Source organism: Cobetia sp. LC6 (genome assembly GCF_030264805.1).
GTDB lineage: Bacteria > Pseudomonadota > Gammaproteobacteria > Pseudomonadales > Halomonadaceae > Cobetia.
In genome coordinates this window covers 1-15,172 of the sequence record NZ_JASSPL010000019.1, presented here as the reverse complement: position 1 = coordinate 15,172, position 15,172 = coordinate 1, and the positions used below count along the sequence as shown (strand labels likewise).

13 protein-coding genes are annotated in these 15,172 nt (G+C 62.9%); 10 read left to right on the top strand and 3 right to left on the bottom strand.

The window, feature by feature from the left end; translation table 11 throughout:
• Positions 1 to 139: 139 nt before the first annotated feature.
• The 3 genes from QQF40_RS16365 to QQF40_RS16355 form a co-directional block, all read right to left on the bottom strand.
• The gene (locus QQF40_RS16365) at positions 140 to 1,396 is read right to left on the bottom strand and encodes a multidrug effflux MFS transporter (RefSeq protein ID WP_175090728.1); all 1,257 of its coding nucleotides are present in this window, start codon (positions 1,394 to 1,396) and stop codon (positions 140 to 142) included.
• A gap of 248 nt (positions 1,397 to 1,644) precedes the next feature.
• The gene (locus QQF40_RS16360) at positions 1,645 to 2,922 is read right to left on the bottom strand and encodes an HlyC/CorC family transporter (protein ID WP_175090727.1); all 1,278 of its coding nucleotides are present in this window, start codon (positions 2,920 to 2,922) and stop codon (positions 1,645 to 1,647) included.
• 99 nt (positions 2,923 to 3,021) lie between these two features.
• Positions 3,022 to 3,819: a cytochrome C assembly family protein gene (locus QQF40_RS16355; protein ID WP_175090726.1), complete on the bottom strand. Its 798-nt coding sequence runs from the start codon at positions 3,817 to 3,819 to the stop codon at positions 3,022 to 3,024.
• A 384-nt stretch (positions 3,820 to 4,203) separates the two neighbouring features.
• Between QQF40_RS16355 and ffh the strand changes: the two genes are divergently transcribed.
• From ffh to QQF40_RS16305, 10 genes are all read left to right on the top strand, one after another.
• Positions 4,204 to 5,634: a signal recognition particle protein gene (gene ffh / locus QQF40_RS16350; protein ID WP_285461951.1), complete on the top strand. Its 1,431-nt coding sequence runs from the start codon at positions 4,204 to 4,206 to the stop codon at positions 5,632 to 5,634.
• A gap of 223 nt (positions 5,635 to 5,857) precedes the next feature.
• A complete protein-coding gene (gene rpsP, locus QQF40_RS16345) occupies positions 5,858 to 6,109 on the top strand; it encodes a 30S ribosomal protein S16 (protein ID WP_175090724.1) in 252 nt (83 codons plus the stop codon).
• Positions 6,110 to 6,116: 7 nt separating this feature from the next.
• A complete protein-coding gene (gene rimM, locus QQF40_RS16340) occupies positions 6,117 to 6,683 on the top strand; it encodes a ribosome maturation factor RimM (protein ID WP_175090723.1) in 567 nt (188 codons plus the stop codon).
• 25 nt (positions 6,684 to 6,708) lie between these two features.
• Positions 6,709 to 7,461, top strand: a complete 753-nt coding sequence (gene trmD / locus QQF40_RS16335) for a tRNA (guanosine(37)-N1)-methyltransferase TrmD (protein WP_285461950.1) — start codon at positions 6,709 to 6,711, stop codon at positions 7,459 to 7,461.
• A gap of 196 nt (positions 7,462 to 7,657) precedes the next feature.
• On the top strand, positions 7,658 to 8,014 hold the full coding sequence (gene rplS, locus QQF40_RS16330; protein ID WP_175090721.1) for a 50S ribosomal protein L19: 357 nt from the start codon (positions 7,658 to 7,660) through the stop codon (positions 8,012 to 8,014).
• Positions 8,015 to 8,281: 267 nt separating this feature from the next.
• Positions 8,282 to 9,187 carry a site-specific tyrosine recombinase XerD gene (gene xerD / locus QQF40_RS16325; RefSeq protein WP_175090737.1) on the top strand — a complete coding sequence of 302 codons (906 nt, stop codon included), beginning with the start codon at positions 8,282 to 8,284 and terminating at the stop codon, positions 9,185 to 9,187.
• Between the two features lie 39 nt (positions 9,188 to 9,226).
• Entirely contained in the window at positions 9,227 to 9,997 is a 771-nt protein-coding gene (locus QQF40_RS16320) for a DsbC family protein (RefSeq protein WP_285461949.1), read from the top strand.
• A 190-nt stretch (positions 9,998 to 10,187) separates the two neighbouring features.
• Positions 10,188 to 11,504, top strand: a complete 1,317-nt coding sequence (locus QQF40_RS16315; RefSeq protein WP_285461948.1) for a homoserine dehydrogenase — start codon at positions 10,188 to 10,190, stop codon at positions 11,502 to 11,504.
• A 115-nt stretch (positions 11,505 to 11,619) separates the two neighbouring features.
• Positions 11,620 to 13,011: a threonine synthase gene (gene thrC, locus QQF40_RS16310; protein ID WP_285461947.1), complete on the top strand. Its 1,392-nt coding sequence runs from the start codon at positions 11,620 to 11,622 to the stop codon at positions 13,009 to 13,011.
• Between the two features lie 159 nt (positions 13,012 to 13,170).
• On the top strand, positions 13,171 to 14,976 hold the full coding sequence (locus QQF40_RS16305) for a single-stranded-DNA-specific exonuclease RecJ (RefSeq protein ID WP_285461946.1): 1,806 nt from the start codon (positions 13,171 to 13,173) through the stop codon (positions 14,974 to 14,976).
• Positions 14,977 to 15,172: the final 196 nt, after the last annotated feature.

Genomic DNA, 15,172 nt, shown 5'->3' with positions numbered 1-15,172 from the left:
ATGAAGCGGCCTCGCTCGTGTTCAGCCGTCACCCCGGTTGGTGAGAGCCAGCCCTGCCCCTGAAGACAAGACGCCGCCCGTGATCTCACGGGCGGCGTCTTTTTGCGTGTGCCTCATCCAGGGCGGCCGGTGGGCTCACTCAAGCAGACGTGGTGGCGCCACTGCGGGCACTGGGCTGATTGGACGGGGCGGTATGGCGCGTGATCCAGAAGCCGATGCTGCCGATCAGGCAGGCTGTCAGCATCACCAGGGGCACCGGCAGCATGTCAGTGCCGTTCAGCCACAGACTGGCAATGGCACCATAGAGCCCGCCGCCCAGGAAGAGCGTGGTGCCCGAGATGGCATTGGCGACACCGTGACCGCGGGCGAAGAGCGACTGGTAGTCTGCCATCACGTTGGGGGTGATCATGGCGCCTGCGCCAAGTACCACCAGCATGCCGGGAATCATGGTAGCGGCGCTGATCATGCCGCTCAGGCCCAGCCCCAGCAGCCAGCAGATGCCTGTCAGCTGGACACCCAGTGCCAGCTTGACCAGGGTGCGCATGCGCAGGTGCTTGAGGCCGACATGATTGAGACGATTGCCGACGAACATCGCCACCACGTTGGCACCGAAAGCCAGCGCGAACTGAGGCGGTGTCATCCCGAGCAGCCCCTGATACAGATAGCTGGCATTGGTGATGAAGGTGAACATGATGCCGGGGCCGCACAGGATCAGCATCAGATGGCCGGGTACACCGCGCGTGGAGAGGATGTCACGATAGCTACGCAGCACATTGCGGGGCTTGAAGGGCGTGCGCTCGCTGGGCGGGTGGGTTTCCGGCAGCCAGCGATGGATGATCAGGCCGACCAGCAGTCCGTAGACCCCCAGCGCGAAGAAGATTGTCGTCCAGTGGCTCAGCGAGATCACCAAGGCCCCGAGGGACGGGGCGATCAACGGCGCGGTCATCAGCACCATGGTGACGTTGGTCATCAGGCGAGCGGCGTCCTTGCCGGTCGCGACATCCCTTACCACGGTGCGTGAGACACCACCTGTCATGCCGGTGGCGATGCCCTGCAGCACTCGCCAGAACAGCAGCCAATGAAAGTCGCGGGTCAGTGCGCAGCCCAGACCGGCGACGAGAAACAGCACGAAGCCGCTCAGGGCCACCGGGCGACGCCCCAGGCTGTCGGACAGCGGACCGCCGCCCAGCTGCCCCATCGCGTAGCCGAAGAAGAACATGGTGATGGTCAGGCCGATACGATGCTCGTCCACGCCGAAGTCGCCTGCCATGGACGGCATGGCAGGCAGATAGGCGTCAGTGGCCAGAGGGGCGAGGGCGACCATCAACGCCAGCATCAGCGTGAAGCGGGCGGGGTGGTGCTGCAGTGCAATCTTCGAAGGGGAGGCTGAGGTCATGTCGGCCCTTTGTGCAGGTGGTGGGCGTGGCGGAAAGACGGTCGGCGGATTCGGTGGCGGTGATCGTGAGTCAACAGGCCGGATGTCACCGTGCTCGTCGTGGCGCAGGCAGAGGATAACGCGTGTCTTCGCCATTGGCCGCTTCACGGCATGCAACACGGCATTGCAACGAGCTGGAACGTGAAGAGCCCGCCGGGTGGCGGGCTCTTTTTGGCATCACGACGTGATGCCGAGGGGCAATGGCGACATCAGGTGCGTGTGGTGCGGGCTGCCTGCCAGCAGCGTGCCGAGGTGATCTGGTTGTCCTTCACCTGCTGGATCTCGATGCGCGTAGTGCCGATGGCGAGACTGGCCGGAGCATCCGGGAAGGATTCCAGGTGTTCCAGAATCAGGCCGTTGAGTGTCTTGGGGCCGTCAGTCGGCAGCTGCCAGCCGATGGCCTTGTTGATCTCGCGGATGTTGGCGGTGCCTTCGATCACGTAACTGCCGTTGTCCTGCGGGTGGATCTCCTGATGCGTACCGGCGACATCGGTGGTGAACTCGCCGACGATCTCCTCGAGGATGTCCTCCAATGTCGCCAGCCCCTGCACATCGCCATACTCGTCGACCACGATGCCGATGCGGCGTTTCTGCTTCTGGAAGTTGAGCAGCTGGGTATGCAGCGGCGTGGACTCCGGGATGAAGTAGGGCTCGCGGGCTTCCTGGATGATGGAGGCCTTGGTGACCTCGTCCAGTGACAGGAAGCGCGCCGCGTTGCGCAGGTGCAGGATGCCGATGATGTTGTTGATGTCCCCCTTGTAGACCGGCACCCGCGTGTGCTGACTGGCGCGGATATGGCTGAGGATGATGTCGAGGTCATCGTCCAGGTCGATGCCGAAGATCTCCTGACGAGGCACCATGATGTCATCGACGGTGACGTTCTCGAGATCGAGGATCGACAGCAGCATGCCCTGGTGGCGACGCGGAATCATGCTGCCAGCCTCATGGACCACGGTGCGCAGCTCGTCACGAGTCAGGCTGTCGGCGCCGCCGCTGACATCGCGCACGCCGAAGAGACGCAGCAGGCTATTGGAGATGCCATTGACCAGCCATACCAGCGGGTAGAGCAGCTTGAGCAACGGCTCCAGCACCAGAGAGGCCGGATAGGCGATGCGCTCCGGGTTCACGGCGGCCATGGTCTTGGGCGTCACTTCGGCAAAGATCAGCACCACGATGGTCAACACGGCGGTCGAGACGGCCGGGCCTGAGACATCACCGAAGTAATGGATCGCGATGATGGTCGCCAGCGAGGCGGCCAGGTTGTTGACGAAGTTGTTGCCGATCAGGATGACGCCGATCAGGCGGTCCGGGCGGGAAAGCAGGCGGGTAACACGCTTGGCGCCGCGCTCACCGCCCTTGGCGCGGTGACTGAGACGGTAGCGGTTGATCGACATCATGCCGGTCTCGGAACTCGAGAAGAAGGCAGACAGGATGATCAGGATGACCAGTAGGCCGAACAGCAGCCCCAACGGGGTGTCGTCGCTCAAGAGTGAAGGGTCCTCGGTGGCGGATTTAGGCGCATGATACTGACACGCTCGCTGCAATGCATCAGGCGCAGCGAGCGATCTCTGTCGGGATGGCAGGACTTAGTGGGAAAATATCACTTGCAGCACGAACTTGGTGCCGAAGAAGGCCAGTGCCAGTACCAGGCAGCCGCCCAGTGTCCAGCGTGCGGCACGCTGGCCGCGCCAGCCCAGCACGTGATGCCCGAACAGCAGTACGGCGAAGATGATCCAGGCGCCAAGGCTGAGCACGGTCTTGTGAGCCAGATGCTGAGCGAACATGTTGTCCAGATAGATGGTGCCGCTGATGATCGATACGCTGAGCAGGATCATGCCGGCCCAGATCAGCTCGAACAGCGCGCGCTCCATGCTGGTCAGTGCCGGCAGCACCTGGACGATACCGCGGGTATGTCGCTTCTTGAGCGCATGCTGTTGCAGTGACAGCAGCCCGGCCTGCATGGCCGCGATGCTGAAGAAGGCCAACGCCGCCACCGAGGTGAAGATGTGGGCGACCAGGCCGGGGGATAGTGGGTTCTCGGTGGTGGCGCTCGGCAGGTTCATCACGCCGAGCACGCAGGCAGCGGCGACCGGGAACAGCGCCGCGCCCCCGGCGATCACCGGCTTGAACAGGCTGGCGATGACCAGCAGCAGGCAGATGGCCCAGCTGACCAGCGAAGCGCTCTCGAACAGTCCGAGGTGCAGCGCGCCACCGTGGTTGAGCGTGACCCAGACGATGACGGAATGGCAGGCGACGGCGATCAGCGCCAGGCTGCGCACCAGACGCGTGCGTGCCGGGACGCGGCGTGTCAGGGTAAGGCCCTGCCAGAGGCCGGCGCCGAGATAGAAGATGATGGCCAGAAAGGCAAAAGGCAGAGCCTGCATGTGCTGTTGTCCAGGTGCCGGAGGGTAGCGGGAGATCAGGCCTCGCATGAGACACTGTCTATCTGCAGAGACTATACCGAATGCGCCGCCGGGATTGCATCCACTCGCGGTGTCCTGTCGCGTGCTCTGACGGGCGATGAGGCCCGCGCGGCGACAGACTCCGCATTGCATGACGATTGTCGGCGCTGCTTCCTTCATGCATGGCATCGCCAGGATGGCGACTTGCAAGTCTTGCATGCATGGAGACACGGCCGCCCTGTGCGTATAATGCGCGACAGGATAACCATTCACGCGCTGGGGCGTCATGCCGTGCGCCGGTCACGAGGTGGCTTACGCCCTCGTCCCCGCAGCGCGGACCCCAGACGTCCCTAGCCGGAGAGGCCCATGTTTCAAAGTTTGAGTGATCGCCTGTCGCATACGCTGAAGTCGATTACCGGCCAGGCCAAGCTGACGGAAGACAACATCAAGGACACCCTGCGCGAAGTGCGCAAGGCGTTGCTTGAAGCCGATGTCGCGCTGCCGGTGGTCAAGGCCTTCATCGAGCGAGTGCGCGAACGTGCCGTCGGTCAGGAAGTGTCCAAGAGCCTGTCGCCGGGCCAGCAGTTCGTCAAGATCGTCCAGCAGGAGCTGGAAGCGATCATGGGCGAAGCCAATGAAGGTCTGACGCTCAAGGGCAGTCCGGCCGTCATTCTGATGGCAGGCCTGCAGGGCGCGGGCAAGACCACCACCGTCGCCAAGCTGGCACGCTACCTGCGTGAGCGCGAGAAGAAGAAGGTGCTGGTGGTCTCGGCGGACGTCTATCGTCCGGCCGCCATCGACCAGCTGGAAACGCTGGCCAAGGAAGTCGGGGTCGATTTCTTCCCCTCCGACTCCTCCCAGCAGCCGGTGGCCATCGCCGAAGCGGCGATGAAGCACGCGCGTATCCAGTTCCACGACGTGGTGCTGGTCGATACCGCCGGTCGCCTGCATGTCGATGACGACATGATGGACGAGATTGCCGCCCTGCACCGCAGCGTCAATCCCGACGAGACGCTGTTCGTCGTCGATGCGATGACCGGTCAGGATGCCGCCAACACCGCCAAGGCCTTCCATGAAGCCTTGCCACTGACCGGTGTCGTGCTGACCAAGGCCGACGGTGATGCGCGTGGCGGTGCGGCCCTGTCCGTGCGTCACATCACCGGCAAGCCGATCAAGTTCATGGGCATGGGGGAGAAGGTCGACGCCCTCGAACCCTTCCACCCGGACCGCATCGCCTCGCGCATCCTCGGCATGGGCGACATGCTGTCGCTGATCGAGGAAGCCGAGCGCACCGTCGACAAGAGCAAGGCCGAGCAGCTGGCCAGCAAGGTCAAGAAAGGCGAAGGCTTCGATCTCGAAGACTTCCGTGACCAGTTGCAGCAGCTCAAGAACATGGGGGGCATGGGCAGCCTGATGTCCAAGCTGCCGGGCATGGGGCAGCTGGCGGAAGTCGCCCAGAGCCAGGCCAGCGAGAAGGAGCTGGGCAAGCTGGAGGCGATGATCAACTCCATGACGCCCAAGGAGCGCCGCAACCCAGACCTCATCAATGGGTCGCGCAAGCGCCGCATCTGCATGGGCTCCGGTACTCAGGTGCCGGACCTCAACCGTCTGCTCAAGCAGCACAAGCAGATGGCCAAGATGATGAAGAAGGCCGGCAAGAAAGGTGGCATGCAGAAGATGATGCGTGGCATGTCCGGCATGATGGGCGGTGGTCCTGGCGGCCCCGGCGGTATGGGGGGCATGGGCGGTATGGGTGGCCCCGGCGGCATGGGTGGCGGACGCTTCCCGCGTCGCTGATTGCTGACCCGATGCCCGATGCAGCGCTGATGAGACATGGGCGCTGACACCTGGAATTGCGCTCCGTGGCACGTCCCGTGTCGCGGAGCGTGTGTATGGCCTTGGAAAAAGGTTTCCAAGGCTTGCCAATTTCCGTAGAATGTCGCCTCTTCGTGTGGACCCTCCATGCGAAGACGAGTTCTGTGGCACGATTTTCACTTCAACACGAAGGACAGATTACGCAATGGTTACCATTCGTCTGGCACGTGGTGGCGCCAAGAAGCGTCCCTTCTACCACCTGGCTGTAGCTGACTCCCGCACAGCCCGTGATGGCCGCTTCATCGAGCGCGTCGGCTTCTTCAACCCGGTCGCTCGCGGCCAGGAAGAGCGTCTGCGCGTCGATCTCGAGCGCATCGCTCACTGGCAGCAGCAGGGCGCACAGGTCTCTGACCGTGTCGCTCAGCTGATCAAGGAAGCTGGCAAGCAGCAGGCTTGATTCCAGGATGCCTACTCAACCGAACAATCCGCAGCCGACCGCAGCGTCATCGCATGACGATGATGTGGTGGTAATGGGGAAGCTTACCAGCCCCTATGGCGTCAAAGGCTGGCTCAAGGTGTATTCCTACACCAGCCCGATTGACGGCATCTTCGATTACGCTGGCTGGATGCTGAAGCTGGACGGGAAGCAGATTCCCGCCCGCCTCGCTCAGGCACGTCGCCATGGCAAGGGCCTGGTGGCACAGCTCGAAGGTATCGATAGTCGCGAAGCAGCACAGGAGCTGGCCGGGGCGGAGATTCTCCTGCCCAAGCAGCACCTGCCGCAGCTGGAAGTCGGTGAGTACTACTGGCATCAACTGGAAGGTCTCGAGGTGGTAACGCTGGATGGCCAGCGCCTCGGGAAAGTGAGCACCCTGATGGAGACCGGTGCCAACGACGTTCTGGTGATAAAGCCGAACGACGACAGCATCGATGAGAAGGAACGGCTCGTGCCGTACCTTCCCGATCAGGTGGTTCGCGATGTGGATCTCACCTCTGGGCGCATGAGCGTCGACTGGGATCCCGAATTCTGATGTTAAGCACAGAGAGCTGACGCCTGTGTGGATTGGTGTAGTGAGCCTGTTTCCGGAAATGTTCACGGCGATTACCGCCAGTGGCGTGACCGGCCGAGCGGTCGACAAGGGCCTGCTCGAGGTCGATCTCTGGAATCCTCGCGACTACGCCACCGACAGGCACCGTACGGTCGATGATCGTCCCTACGGCGGTGGTCCCGGCATGTTGATGAAGGTCGAGACCCTGCGAGGTGCCATTCGTGACGCCCGTGCCGCTGGTGGTGACGACGCCCGCGTGATCTATCTCTCCCCGCAAGGCCGCAAGCTGGATCAGGCCGGTGCCCGTGAACTGGCGACGAATGAGCGCCTGATCGTGGTGGCCGGACGCTATGAAGGCATTGACGAACGCGTGGTGGAAGAGGAGATCGATGAGGAGTGGTCGATCGGCGATTACGTCCTGTCTGGCGGGGAACTGCCGGCCATGGTCCTGATCGATACGGTTGCGCGCCTGGTGCCGGGCGTACTCGGGCATGAAGCCAGCGCGGAGGAGGATTCCTTCACCGATGGCCTGCTCGATTGTCCGCACTATACCCGCCCTGAAGTCATCGATGGCAAGCGGGTGCCGGATGTTCTGCTCAGTGGCAATCATGCCCTGATCAAGCGCTGGCGGTTGCAGCAGTCTCTGGGACGTACCTGGCTCAGGCGTCCGGATTTGCTGGAGAGTCGCACGTTGACTCGTGAGGAGCGCAAGCTGCTCGACGAGTTCATCGCGCAGCACGCCCGGAAAGGCAAGGCCTGATCGCTGCGAATCGAAGGTTCGCTGTCAGTAGAAGGCCGCCACCGTGGCGGAGGTGCGGCACGGCCCGGAGTCATCTTGCGGGAGTTCCGTGGCGCGTCACACACAAGGTCGATCCCCGTGTTCAAGGCCGTTTGCGGTGCCGGGGTCATGACGAACATCAATCTCGGGATTGATGCTAACGAATTTGGAGCTAGCGATGAGCAGCAAGAATAAACTGATCCAGGCGATCGAAAACGAGCAGATGGCCAAGGAAGTCCCGGCCTTTGCACCGGGCGACACCATCGTCGTCCAGGTCAAGGTTGTCGAAGGTACTCGTGAGCGTCTGCAGGCCTTCGAAGGCGTGGTGATCGGCAAGCGTAACCGCGGTCTGAACTCCGCCTTCACCGTCCGCAAGATCTCCCACGGTGTGGGCGTCGAGCGTACCTTCCAGACTTACAGCCCGCAGGTTGCCGCTATCGACGTCAAGCGTCGTGGTGACGTCCGTCAGGCCAAGCTGTACTACCTCCGTGAGCGTAGCGGCAAGTCTGCACGCATCAAGGAAAAGCTGGGCTAAGCGCTCCGCATTCCCTGACTGCAGAACTCGGCAGTACTGCGGGGGAGCGAATTGCCACTTGCTCCTCCGCCATACGAAGACCCCGCCATGCATCGCATGGCGGGGTCTTCGTGTGTGCGCCAGGGAAATCCGGTGTGACTTGCAGCGGGTTCATTTCATCGTCAGGGCATCACGGTAGAATCGAGGCTCACGCAGGCCCGGTGCCGCGGTACATGACGGCCACGCGAGCGTGGATGGCGCGTCATTCAGGATGGGGGAGCGGGAATGATGGACGACGATGCGTTGGTCGAGGCCTTTCTCGATACGTTGTGGCTAGAGCGGGGCGCCAGTGACAATACGCTCGGTGCCTATCGCAGTGATCTCACGGCCTGGCGGCGCTGGTTGGCCGATCAGGCGGAGGCGGGTGCTGACACGGTGCCCTTGCTGAGCGTGGCACCGCAGAAGGTGCAGGTCTTCTGTGACTCGCGGCGTGAGTCGCATGCGCTGCGCTCCACGGCGCGCCTGCTGTCGGCATTGCGGCGCTTCTATCGCTGGGCGCTGGCCGAAGGCATGATCGAGGCGGACCCGCTGCATGAGGTGCGCCTGCCGCGCGTGATTCCCAGCCTGCCGGGCACGCTGGATGAGGAAGAGGTCGAGCGCCTGCTGGAGGCGCCGGATCTCGAGACGCCCATCGGGCTGCGTGACCGCACCATGCTCGAAGTGCTCTATGGGGCGGGGCTGCGTATCAGCGAGCTGGTCAACCTGAGTGTCGATGCGCTCAATCTGCGCCAGGGCGTCGTGCGTGTCACCGGCAAGGGCGATCGTGAGCGGCTGGTGCCGCTGGGCGAGGAGGCCTGTGACTGGTTGTCACGCTGGCTGTCCGTTGGCCGACCTGCGATGATGGCCGACCAGACGCGTCCGGCACTGTTTCCCGGCCGACACGACAAGGCCATGACGCGACAGACCTTCTGGCATCGCATCCGGCGTCACGCCGTGACTGCGGCCATCAGCAAGCCTCTGTCACCGCATACGCTGCGCCATGCCTTCGCCACGCACCTTCTCAATCACGGTGCCAACCTGCGTGTCGTGCAGCTGTTGCTGGGACATCGTGATCTTTCCACGACCCAGATCTATACCCATGTGGCCCAGGCGCGTCTGGAGCGTCTGCATGCCGAACATCATCCGCGTGGCTGAGTGTCCTTTCCTCTGCGCGCGGACGCCAAGGAGTGTTTGATGAGCAAGTCTTTCCGTCGTCCGCAGGCCCTGTCCCGTGCGATTCGCCTCTTGAGTGCCGGCGCCGTGCTGACGCTGGTGGCGCCATTGGTCCAGGCTGATGCGCTGGATGATCTGCGTGACAAGCTCGTCGTCAATGGCCAGCCGCTGCCGGTCGAATCACTGGCCTCAAGCCCCATCGATGGCCTCTATGAGGTGCGCCTGACCAGTGGCGAGAGCTTCTTTACCGATATCGACGGCAAGCATCTGATCGTGGGTGAGATGTACCGCAATGATGGCGACAAGGGGCTGGTCAATCTCAGCGAGCAGAAGGCCAATGGCGAGCGTCTCAAGCTGCTGGCCGAGGTCAGTGAAGATGATATGGTCATCTTCCGCCCGGCGGGTGAGGTCAAGGCGGTGATCAGTGTCTTCACCGATACCACCTGCCCGTATTGCCGCAAGCTGCACCAGGAAGTGCCGGAGCTCAATGCACGTGGCATCGAAGTGCGCTATCTGGCCTTCCCGCGCGGTGGCATGCGCTCGCAGGGCGCACGTGAACTGGCGCAGGTATGGTGCGCCGAGAATCGCACCGAGGCGATGAACCAGATCAAGAATGAAGGCGAAGTGCCCAAGCAGGCGGCCAGCTGCGATGCGCCGGTGCAAAGCCAGTATCAGCTGGGCACGCGCATGGGAGTGCAGGGCACCCCGGCCATCGTGATGCCGGATGGCCAGATGGTGCCGGGCTACCTGCCGGTGGAGCGTCTTGCCACCATGCTGGGCATCGATGACTGAGCCACACGAATCACATGAACCACAAGCGACAAGACTGCGCGTTGACAGGGCGTCCTGCCTTGCTACCGTGGTCACGACAGACGTACGTGCAGGATGTCTGGATAATAGACCGACGTGAGATCGGCAAGGCCGTCGCTGACAGTGGCGCGGCCCTCAAGGCTGGATACCGTAACAAGAGAGGAAAGCGACGTTGAAACCGGTGAAAGTAGGAATCTGTGGTCTAGGGACCGTAGGCGGCGGCACTTATAACGTGCTGATTCGCAATGCCGATGAGATTGCGCGTCGTGCTGGACGCCCGATCATCGTCGAACAGGTCGGCGCACGACGCGACAATCCTGACTGCGACATCACCGGCGTCAGCCGCACGCATGACATCTTCGAGGTCGCGCGTAATCCCGAGGTCGACGTGCTGGTCGAGCTGATCGGCGGCTACGATGTCGCCTATGAGCTGGTGATGGAAGCCATTGCCAACGGCAAGCATGTCGTGACCGCCAACAAGGCGCTGATCGCCGTCCACGGCAATGAGATCTTCCGTGCCGCGGCCGAGAAAGGCGTGATGGTAGCCTTCGAAGCCGCAGTGGCCGGTGGCATTCCCGTCATCAAGTCGCTGCGTGAAGGTCTGGGTGCCAACCGCATCCAGTGGCTGGCCGGCATCATCAACGGCACCGGCAACTTCATCCTCAGCGCGATGCGTGATGAAGGTCGCAGCTTCGAGGACGTGCTGGCCGAGGCTCAGGCGCTGGGCTATGCCGAAGCCGATCCGACCTTCGATGTCGAAGGCATCGATGCCGCGCACAAGCTGACCATCCTGGCCTCGATCGCCTTCGGCGTGCCGCTGCAGTTCGACAAGGCCTACACCGAAGGCATCTCGCGCATCACGGCCGAGGACATCGAGCAGGCCGATAACCTGGGCTACATCATCAAGCATCTGGGCATCACTCGCGCCACGGCCAAGGGCCTCGAGCTGCGCGTGCATCCGACGCTGATTCCCAAGGAGCGTCTGCTGGCCAATGTGCATGGCGTCAAGAATGCCATCGAGGTGATGGGCGACGCTGTCGGCCCGACCCTTTATTACGGCGCTGGCGCCGGTGCCGAGCCGACGGCCTCTGCCGTGGTCGCGGACCTGCTCGACGTGGCGCGCGATATCGCCACCGACCACCGCTACCGCGTGCCGTATCTGGCCTTCTCCGAGATTAATCAGCACGGCGACACTCTGCCGATCCTGCCGATGGAAGAGATCGAGACGGCCTGCTATCTGCGTCTGCACGCAGTGGACCGCCCGGGCGTGTTGGCACGTGTCGCGTCGATACTCTCCGAGCAGGGCATCTCCATCGAGGCGATCATCCAGAAGGAAGCCACCGAAGGGGAGCTGGTGCCGATCATTCTGCTCACGCACCGTGCGCGCGAACTGCACATGAACGAAGCGATTCGTCAGCTGGAAGCGCTGGTGGATGTCGCCGGGTCCGTGGTGCGCATTCGTGTCGAGGATCTCGACGACAACGCCTGATCGCGGGCAAACGGGGTGGGGCTATCGACGCTGATGGCACCACCCCGCTGGGCAGCCGGCGCAGGCCGGAAGAGCAAGAATCATAACGGTGGCAAGAGCCACGGGAAGACACGACATGCGTTATATCTCCACGCGCGGCCAGGCGCCGGCGCTCGGTTTTGAAGATGTGGTTCTCACGGGGCTTGCCAGCGATGGCGGCCTGTACGTGCCGGAAGCCCTGCCGCAGTTCAGCGCCGAAGAACTGACGGCGATGGCCGGTGAGTCCTACGCGGAAATCGCCTTCCGTGTCATGAAGCCCTTCGTCGATGGCGCCATCGATGACGAGACCTTCCGTGACATCGTGCGCGAGACCTACGCGACCTTCAGTCATGATGCCGTCGTGCCGCTCAATCAGCTCGACAGCAACCATTACCTGCTGGAGCTGTTCCACGGCCCGACACTGGCCTTCAAGGATGTCGCGCTGCAGCTGCTGGGTCGCCTGCTGGATCACTTCCTCGCCAAGCGCGGCGAGCGTGCGGTGATCATGGGCGCGACCTCCGGCGATACCGGTTCTGCGGCCATCGAGGGCTGCCGTGCCTGCGATCATGTGGATATCTTCATTCTGCATCCGCACAACCGTGTCTCCGAAGTGCAGCGTCGCCAGATGACTTCCGTGCTGGCGCCCAACGTCTTCAACATCGCCATCGAAGGCAACTTCGACGATGCCCAGGCGATGGTGAAGGCCAGCTTCGCCGATCAGGACTTCCTGAATGGCACGCGCCTGGTCGCGGTCAACTCGATCAACTGGGCGCGCATCATGGCCCAGACCGTCTACTACGTGGCCGCCGGTGTGGCGCTGGGCGCTCCGGCGCGTCAGGTCAGCTTCACGGTGCCGTCGGCCAACTTCGGCAACATCTTTGCCGGTTATCTGGCCTCGCGCATGGGGTTGCCGGTGCGCCAGCTGGTGATCGCCACCAACGCCAACGACATCCTGCATCGCACCATCTCCTCCAATGACTTCTCGCGTCAGGAGCTGAAGGCGACGCTGGCACCATCGATGGATATCGTGGTGTCCTCCAACTTCGAGCGTCTGCTGTTCGAGGCCTATGGTCGCGATGGTCAGGCGATCCGTGAGCTGCTCGAGCACTTCTCGCGTGAACCGGCAGCACTGGCGGATACCCCGCTGGCGAAGCTGCGTGAGCTGTTCTCCAGTCACAGTGTCGATGACGAGACGATCCTCGAGGTCATCCGTGAGGCGCACCATCGCACCGGTGAGATTCTCGATCCGCATACCGCAACCGGCTATCGTGCGGCTGAGGTCTGCCGCACCGATAGCGCGACGCCGATGATCACGCTGTCGACGGCGCATCCGGCCAAGTTTGCCGAAGCCGTGGCGCGTGCCGGTTTTGCTGGCGTCGACCTGCCGCCGCACCTGCATGACCTGCTGGAGCGCGAGGAGCGCTATAGCGTACTGCCGGCGGAGTTGGCGGCAGTGCAGGACTTCGTGCGCGAAAATCGCCGCGGGTGATTGCAACAACTGCCGGTTTGCCCGCTCGGGGTGATCGGCAGTCATCTTTTCATGGCCGTCATGTCTGCAGTCCGCTGCCGAGATGACGGCCATGTCGTTTGTCAGGAGCTCTTCATGTCTGTCACTTCCCCCGTGTCGCCCCCATTCTCGCAAGATTCCATGAGTCGACCAGATGAGCGCATGCTCGCGGCCAGCATTGCGCGAGTCATTCAGCCGCGCGTGCGGGACGAGCGTCTCTATCAACAGGGCATCGCGACCGGGCTCAGTGAATTGCAGGCGCGTGTGCTGGCAGGGCGCCTGACGCTGGAGAGCTGCAAGGCCCCCCTGGAGGCGCTGGTCACACCGGCGCTCCGGCATATCGAGCATCCCGAATGGCTGGCCGATGGCCGGCGCGCGGCAGAGCGCATCGCGCGCGCCGTCGCCGAGGGGGAGCATATCGGCATCCTCACGGACTATGACGTGGACGGCATCACCTCGCATGTGGTGATGCTGCGCACGCTGACCGAGCTGTTCGATGTGCCTTACGACCGCGTGCATAGCCTTATCGGCCATCGCATCCATGATGGTTATGGGATCAGTCTGCCGCTGGTCGAGCGCATCATGACGCTGTCGCCGCGCCCGTCATTGATCGTGACCGCGGACTGCGGCTCCAGTGATGAGGCGCGTCTGGCGTTGCTCAAGGAAGCGGGGATAGATGTCGTGGTGACGGATCACCATGCACTGCCTCAGGAAGGGCCGCCGGCTTCCGCCTACGCGACCGTCAATCCGACACGCGATGACTGCGCCTACCCCGACGCGACCATTGCCGGTTGCATGGTCGCCTGGCTGACCATGTCCTTGACGCGCAACATCTTGATCGAACAGGGCAGGTTGGCGAGCGACGCCCCCAAGCTGTCGCCGTGGTTGTCGTATGTGGCACTGGGGACAGTGGCGGACTGTGTGTCATTGGGGGGGAGTGCGATCAATCGTGCGGTCGTCAATCTGGGCCTCACGCTGATCAACCGCATGCAGGAACCCTGCTGGCGCGCGATGGCAGAACGGCTCGGGGCGGATAGCGTGCCCTTCAATGCCGAGACGCTGGCCTTCCAGATGGGGCCGCGTATCAATGCCCGCTCGCGTCTGGATGACCCGTACGCCGCGCTGCATTTCATGTTGGCGCGTGAAGATGATGCTGCCCAGCGTGCACTGGAAGTGCTCGATCAGGACAACCAATCACGCAAGGCGATCGAGGCCGAGATGGTGGAGTCGGCGCGTGCCCTGGCGCTCACCTCCTTGCGGGAAGGTCATCAGGTGATCGTGGTCCACCTGGAGGATGGTCATCCCGGGGTGCAGGGCATTGTCGCTTCGCGCCTGGTGCAGCAGTTCGGGCGCCCGACCGTCGTGCTGACACCAGCCGCAGTGCCCGGCATGTTGACGGGCTCCGGGCGCTCCATCGAAGGATTGCACCTGCGGAATGCGCTGCAGCGCGCCCATGATCTCGCGCCGCACTGCCTGCCGCGCTTCGGTGGACATCGCGGCGCCGCCGGGGTGGGCTTGCCGCTGGCGGAAAAGGATACCTTCACTCGTGCTCTGCAACAGGCAGCCGCGGAGCAGTTGGGGGAGAGGGCGCTCAATCCCTTGATTCTCAGCGATGGTGAGCTGGTGGAAGGGCAGCTGAGTCTGGAAACGCTGGATGAGCTCGAGCGTCTGGCGCCCTTCGGACGTGAGTTCGAGGCGCCTCTCTTCGAGGGCAGCTTCCTGGTCGAGAGTCTCAGGCCGGTAGGCGCCGATGGCACGCACCTGTCATTGGAACTCTCGCTCGGGCGTACGCGCCTCAAGGCGATCTGGTTCCGTGCGCTGTCGCCGGGGGAATCGCCGGCATTCGGCGTGGGTTCCTCTGTGAAGTGTGCTTACAAGCTGTCGCGCAATCGCTGGCGGGGGAGAGAGTCACTGCAGTTGATGCTGGAGCACGCAGTGCCTGCATGAGCTTGTTTGGATGAATTGAAATTCCAGGCCCAAAAACCCTTGCCATCAAACCGATTCCTGCGTAAAGTACGCATCCGCTGCCGGGGACGCATGGCGTTACCAGCGGTGAAAGAGATTTGCAGGTGATTGTTTTGCTTGATGTTTTTGAAGCCCGCTTCGAAAATCATCGATTGACAATCCCGGGCGATTCGCTAGA

What these genes read in the sequence shown, in the direction of transcription:
- thrC (WP_285461947.1), top strand. Translation starts at nt 11,620, where the DNA reads ATGCGTTATATCTCCACGCGCGGCCAGGCGCCGGCGCTCGGTTTTGAA.
- xerD (WP_175090737.1), top strand. Translation starts at nt 8,282, where the DNA reads ATGGACGACGATGCGTTGGTCGAGGCCTTTCTCGATACGTTGTGGCTA.
- QQF40_RS16320 (WP_285461949.1), top strand. Translation starts at nt 9,227, where the DNA reads ATGAGCAAGTCTTTCCGTCGTCCGCAGGCCCTGTCCCGTGCGATTCGC.
- rplS (WP_175090721.1), top strand. Translation starts at nt 7,658, where the DNA reads ATGAGCAGCAAGAATAAACTGATCCAGGCGATCGAAAACGAGCAGATG.
- QQF40_RS16365 (WP_175090728.1), bottom strand. Translation starts at nt 1,396, where the DNA reads ATGACCTCAGCCTCCCCTTCGAAGATTGCACTGCAGCACCACCCCGCC.
- rimM (WP_175090723.1), top strand. Translation starts at nt 6,117, where the DNA reads ATGCCTACTCAACCGAACAATCCGCAGCCGACCGCAGCGTCATCGCAT.
- rpsP (WP_175090724.1), top strand. Translation starts at nt 5,858, where the DNA reads ATGGTTACCATTCGTCTGGCACGTGGTGGCGCCAAGAAGCGTCCCTTC.
- QQF40_RS16305 (WP_285461946.1), top strand. Translation starts at nt 13,171, where the DNA reads ATGAGTCGACCAGATGAGCGCATGCTCGCGGCCAGCATTGCGCGAGTC.
- ffh (WP_285461951.1), top strand. Translation starts at nt 4,204, where the DNA reads ATGTTTCAAAGTTTGAGTGATCGCCTGTCGCATACGCTGAAGTCGATT.
- QQF40_RS16355 (WP_175090726.1), bottom strand. Translation starts at nt 3,819, where the DNA reads ATGCAGGCTCTGCCTTTTGCCTTTCTGGCCATCATCTTCTATCTCGGC.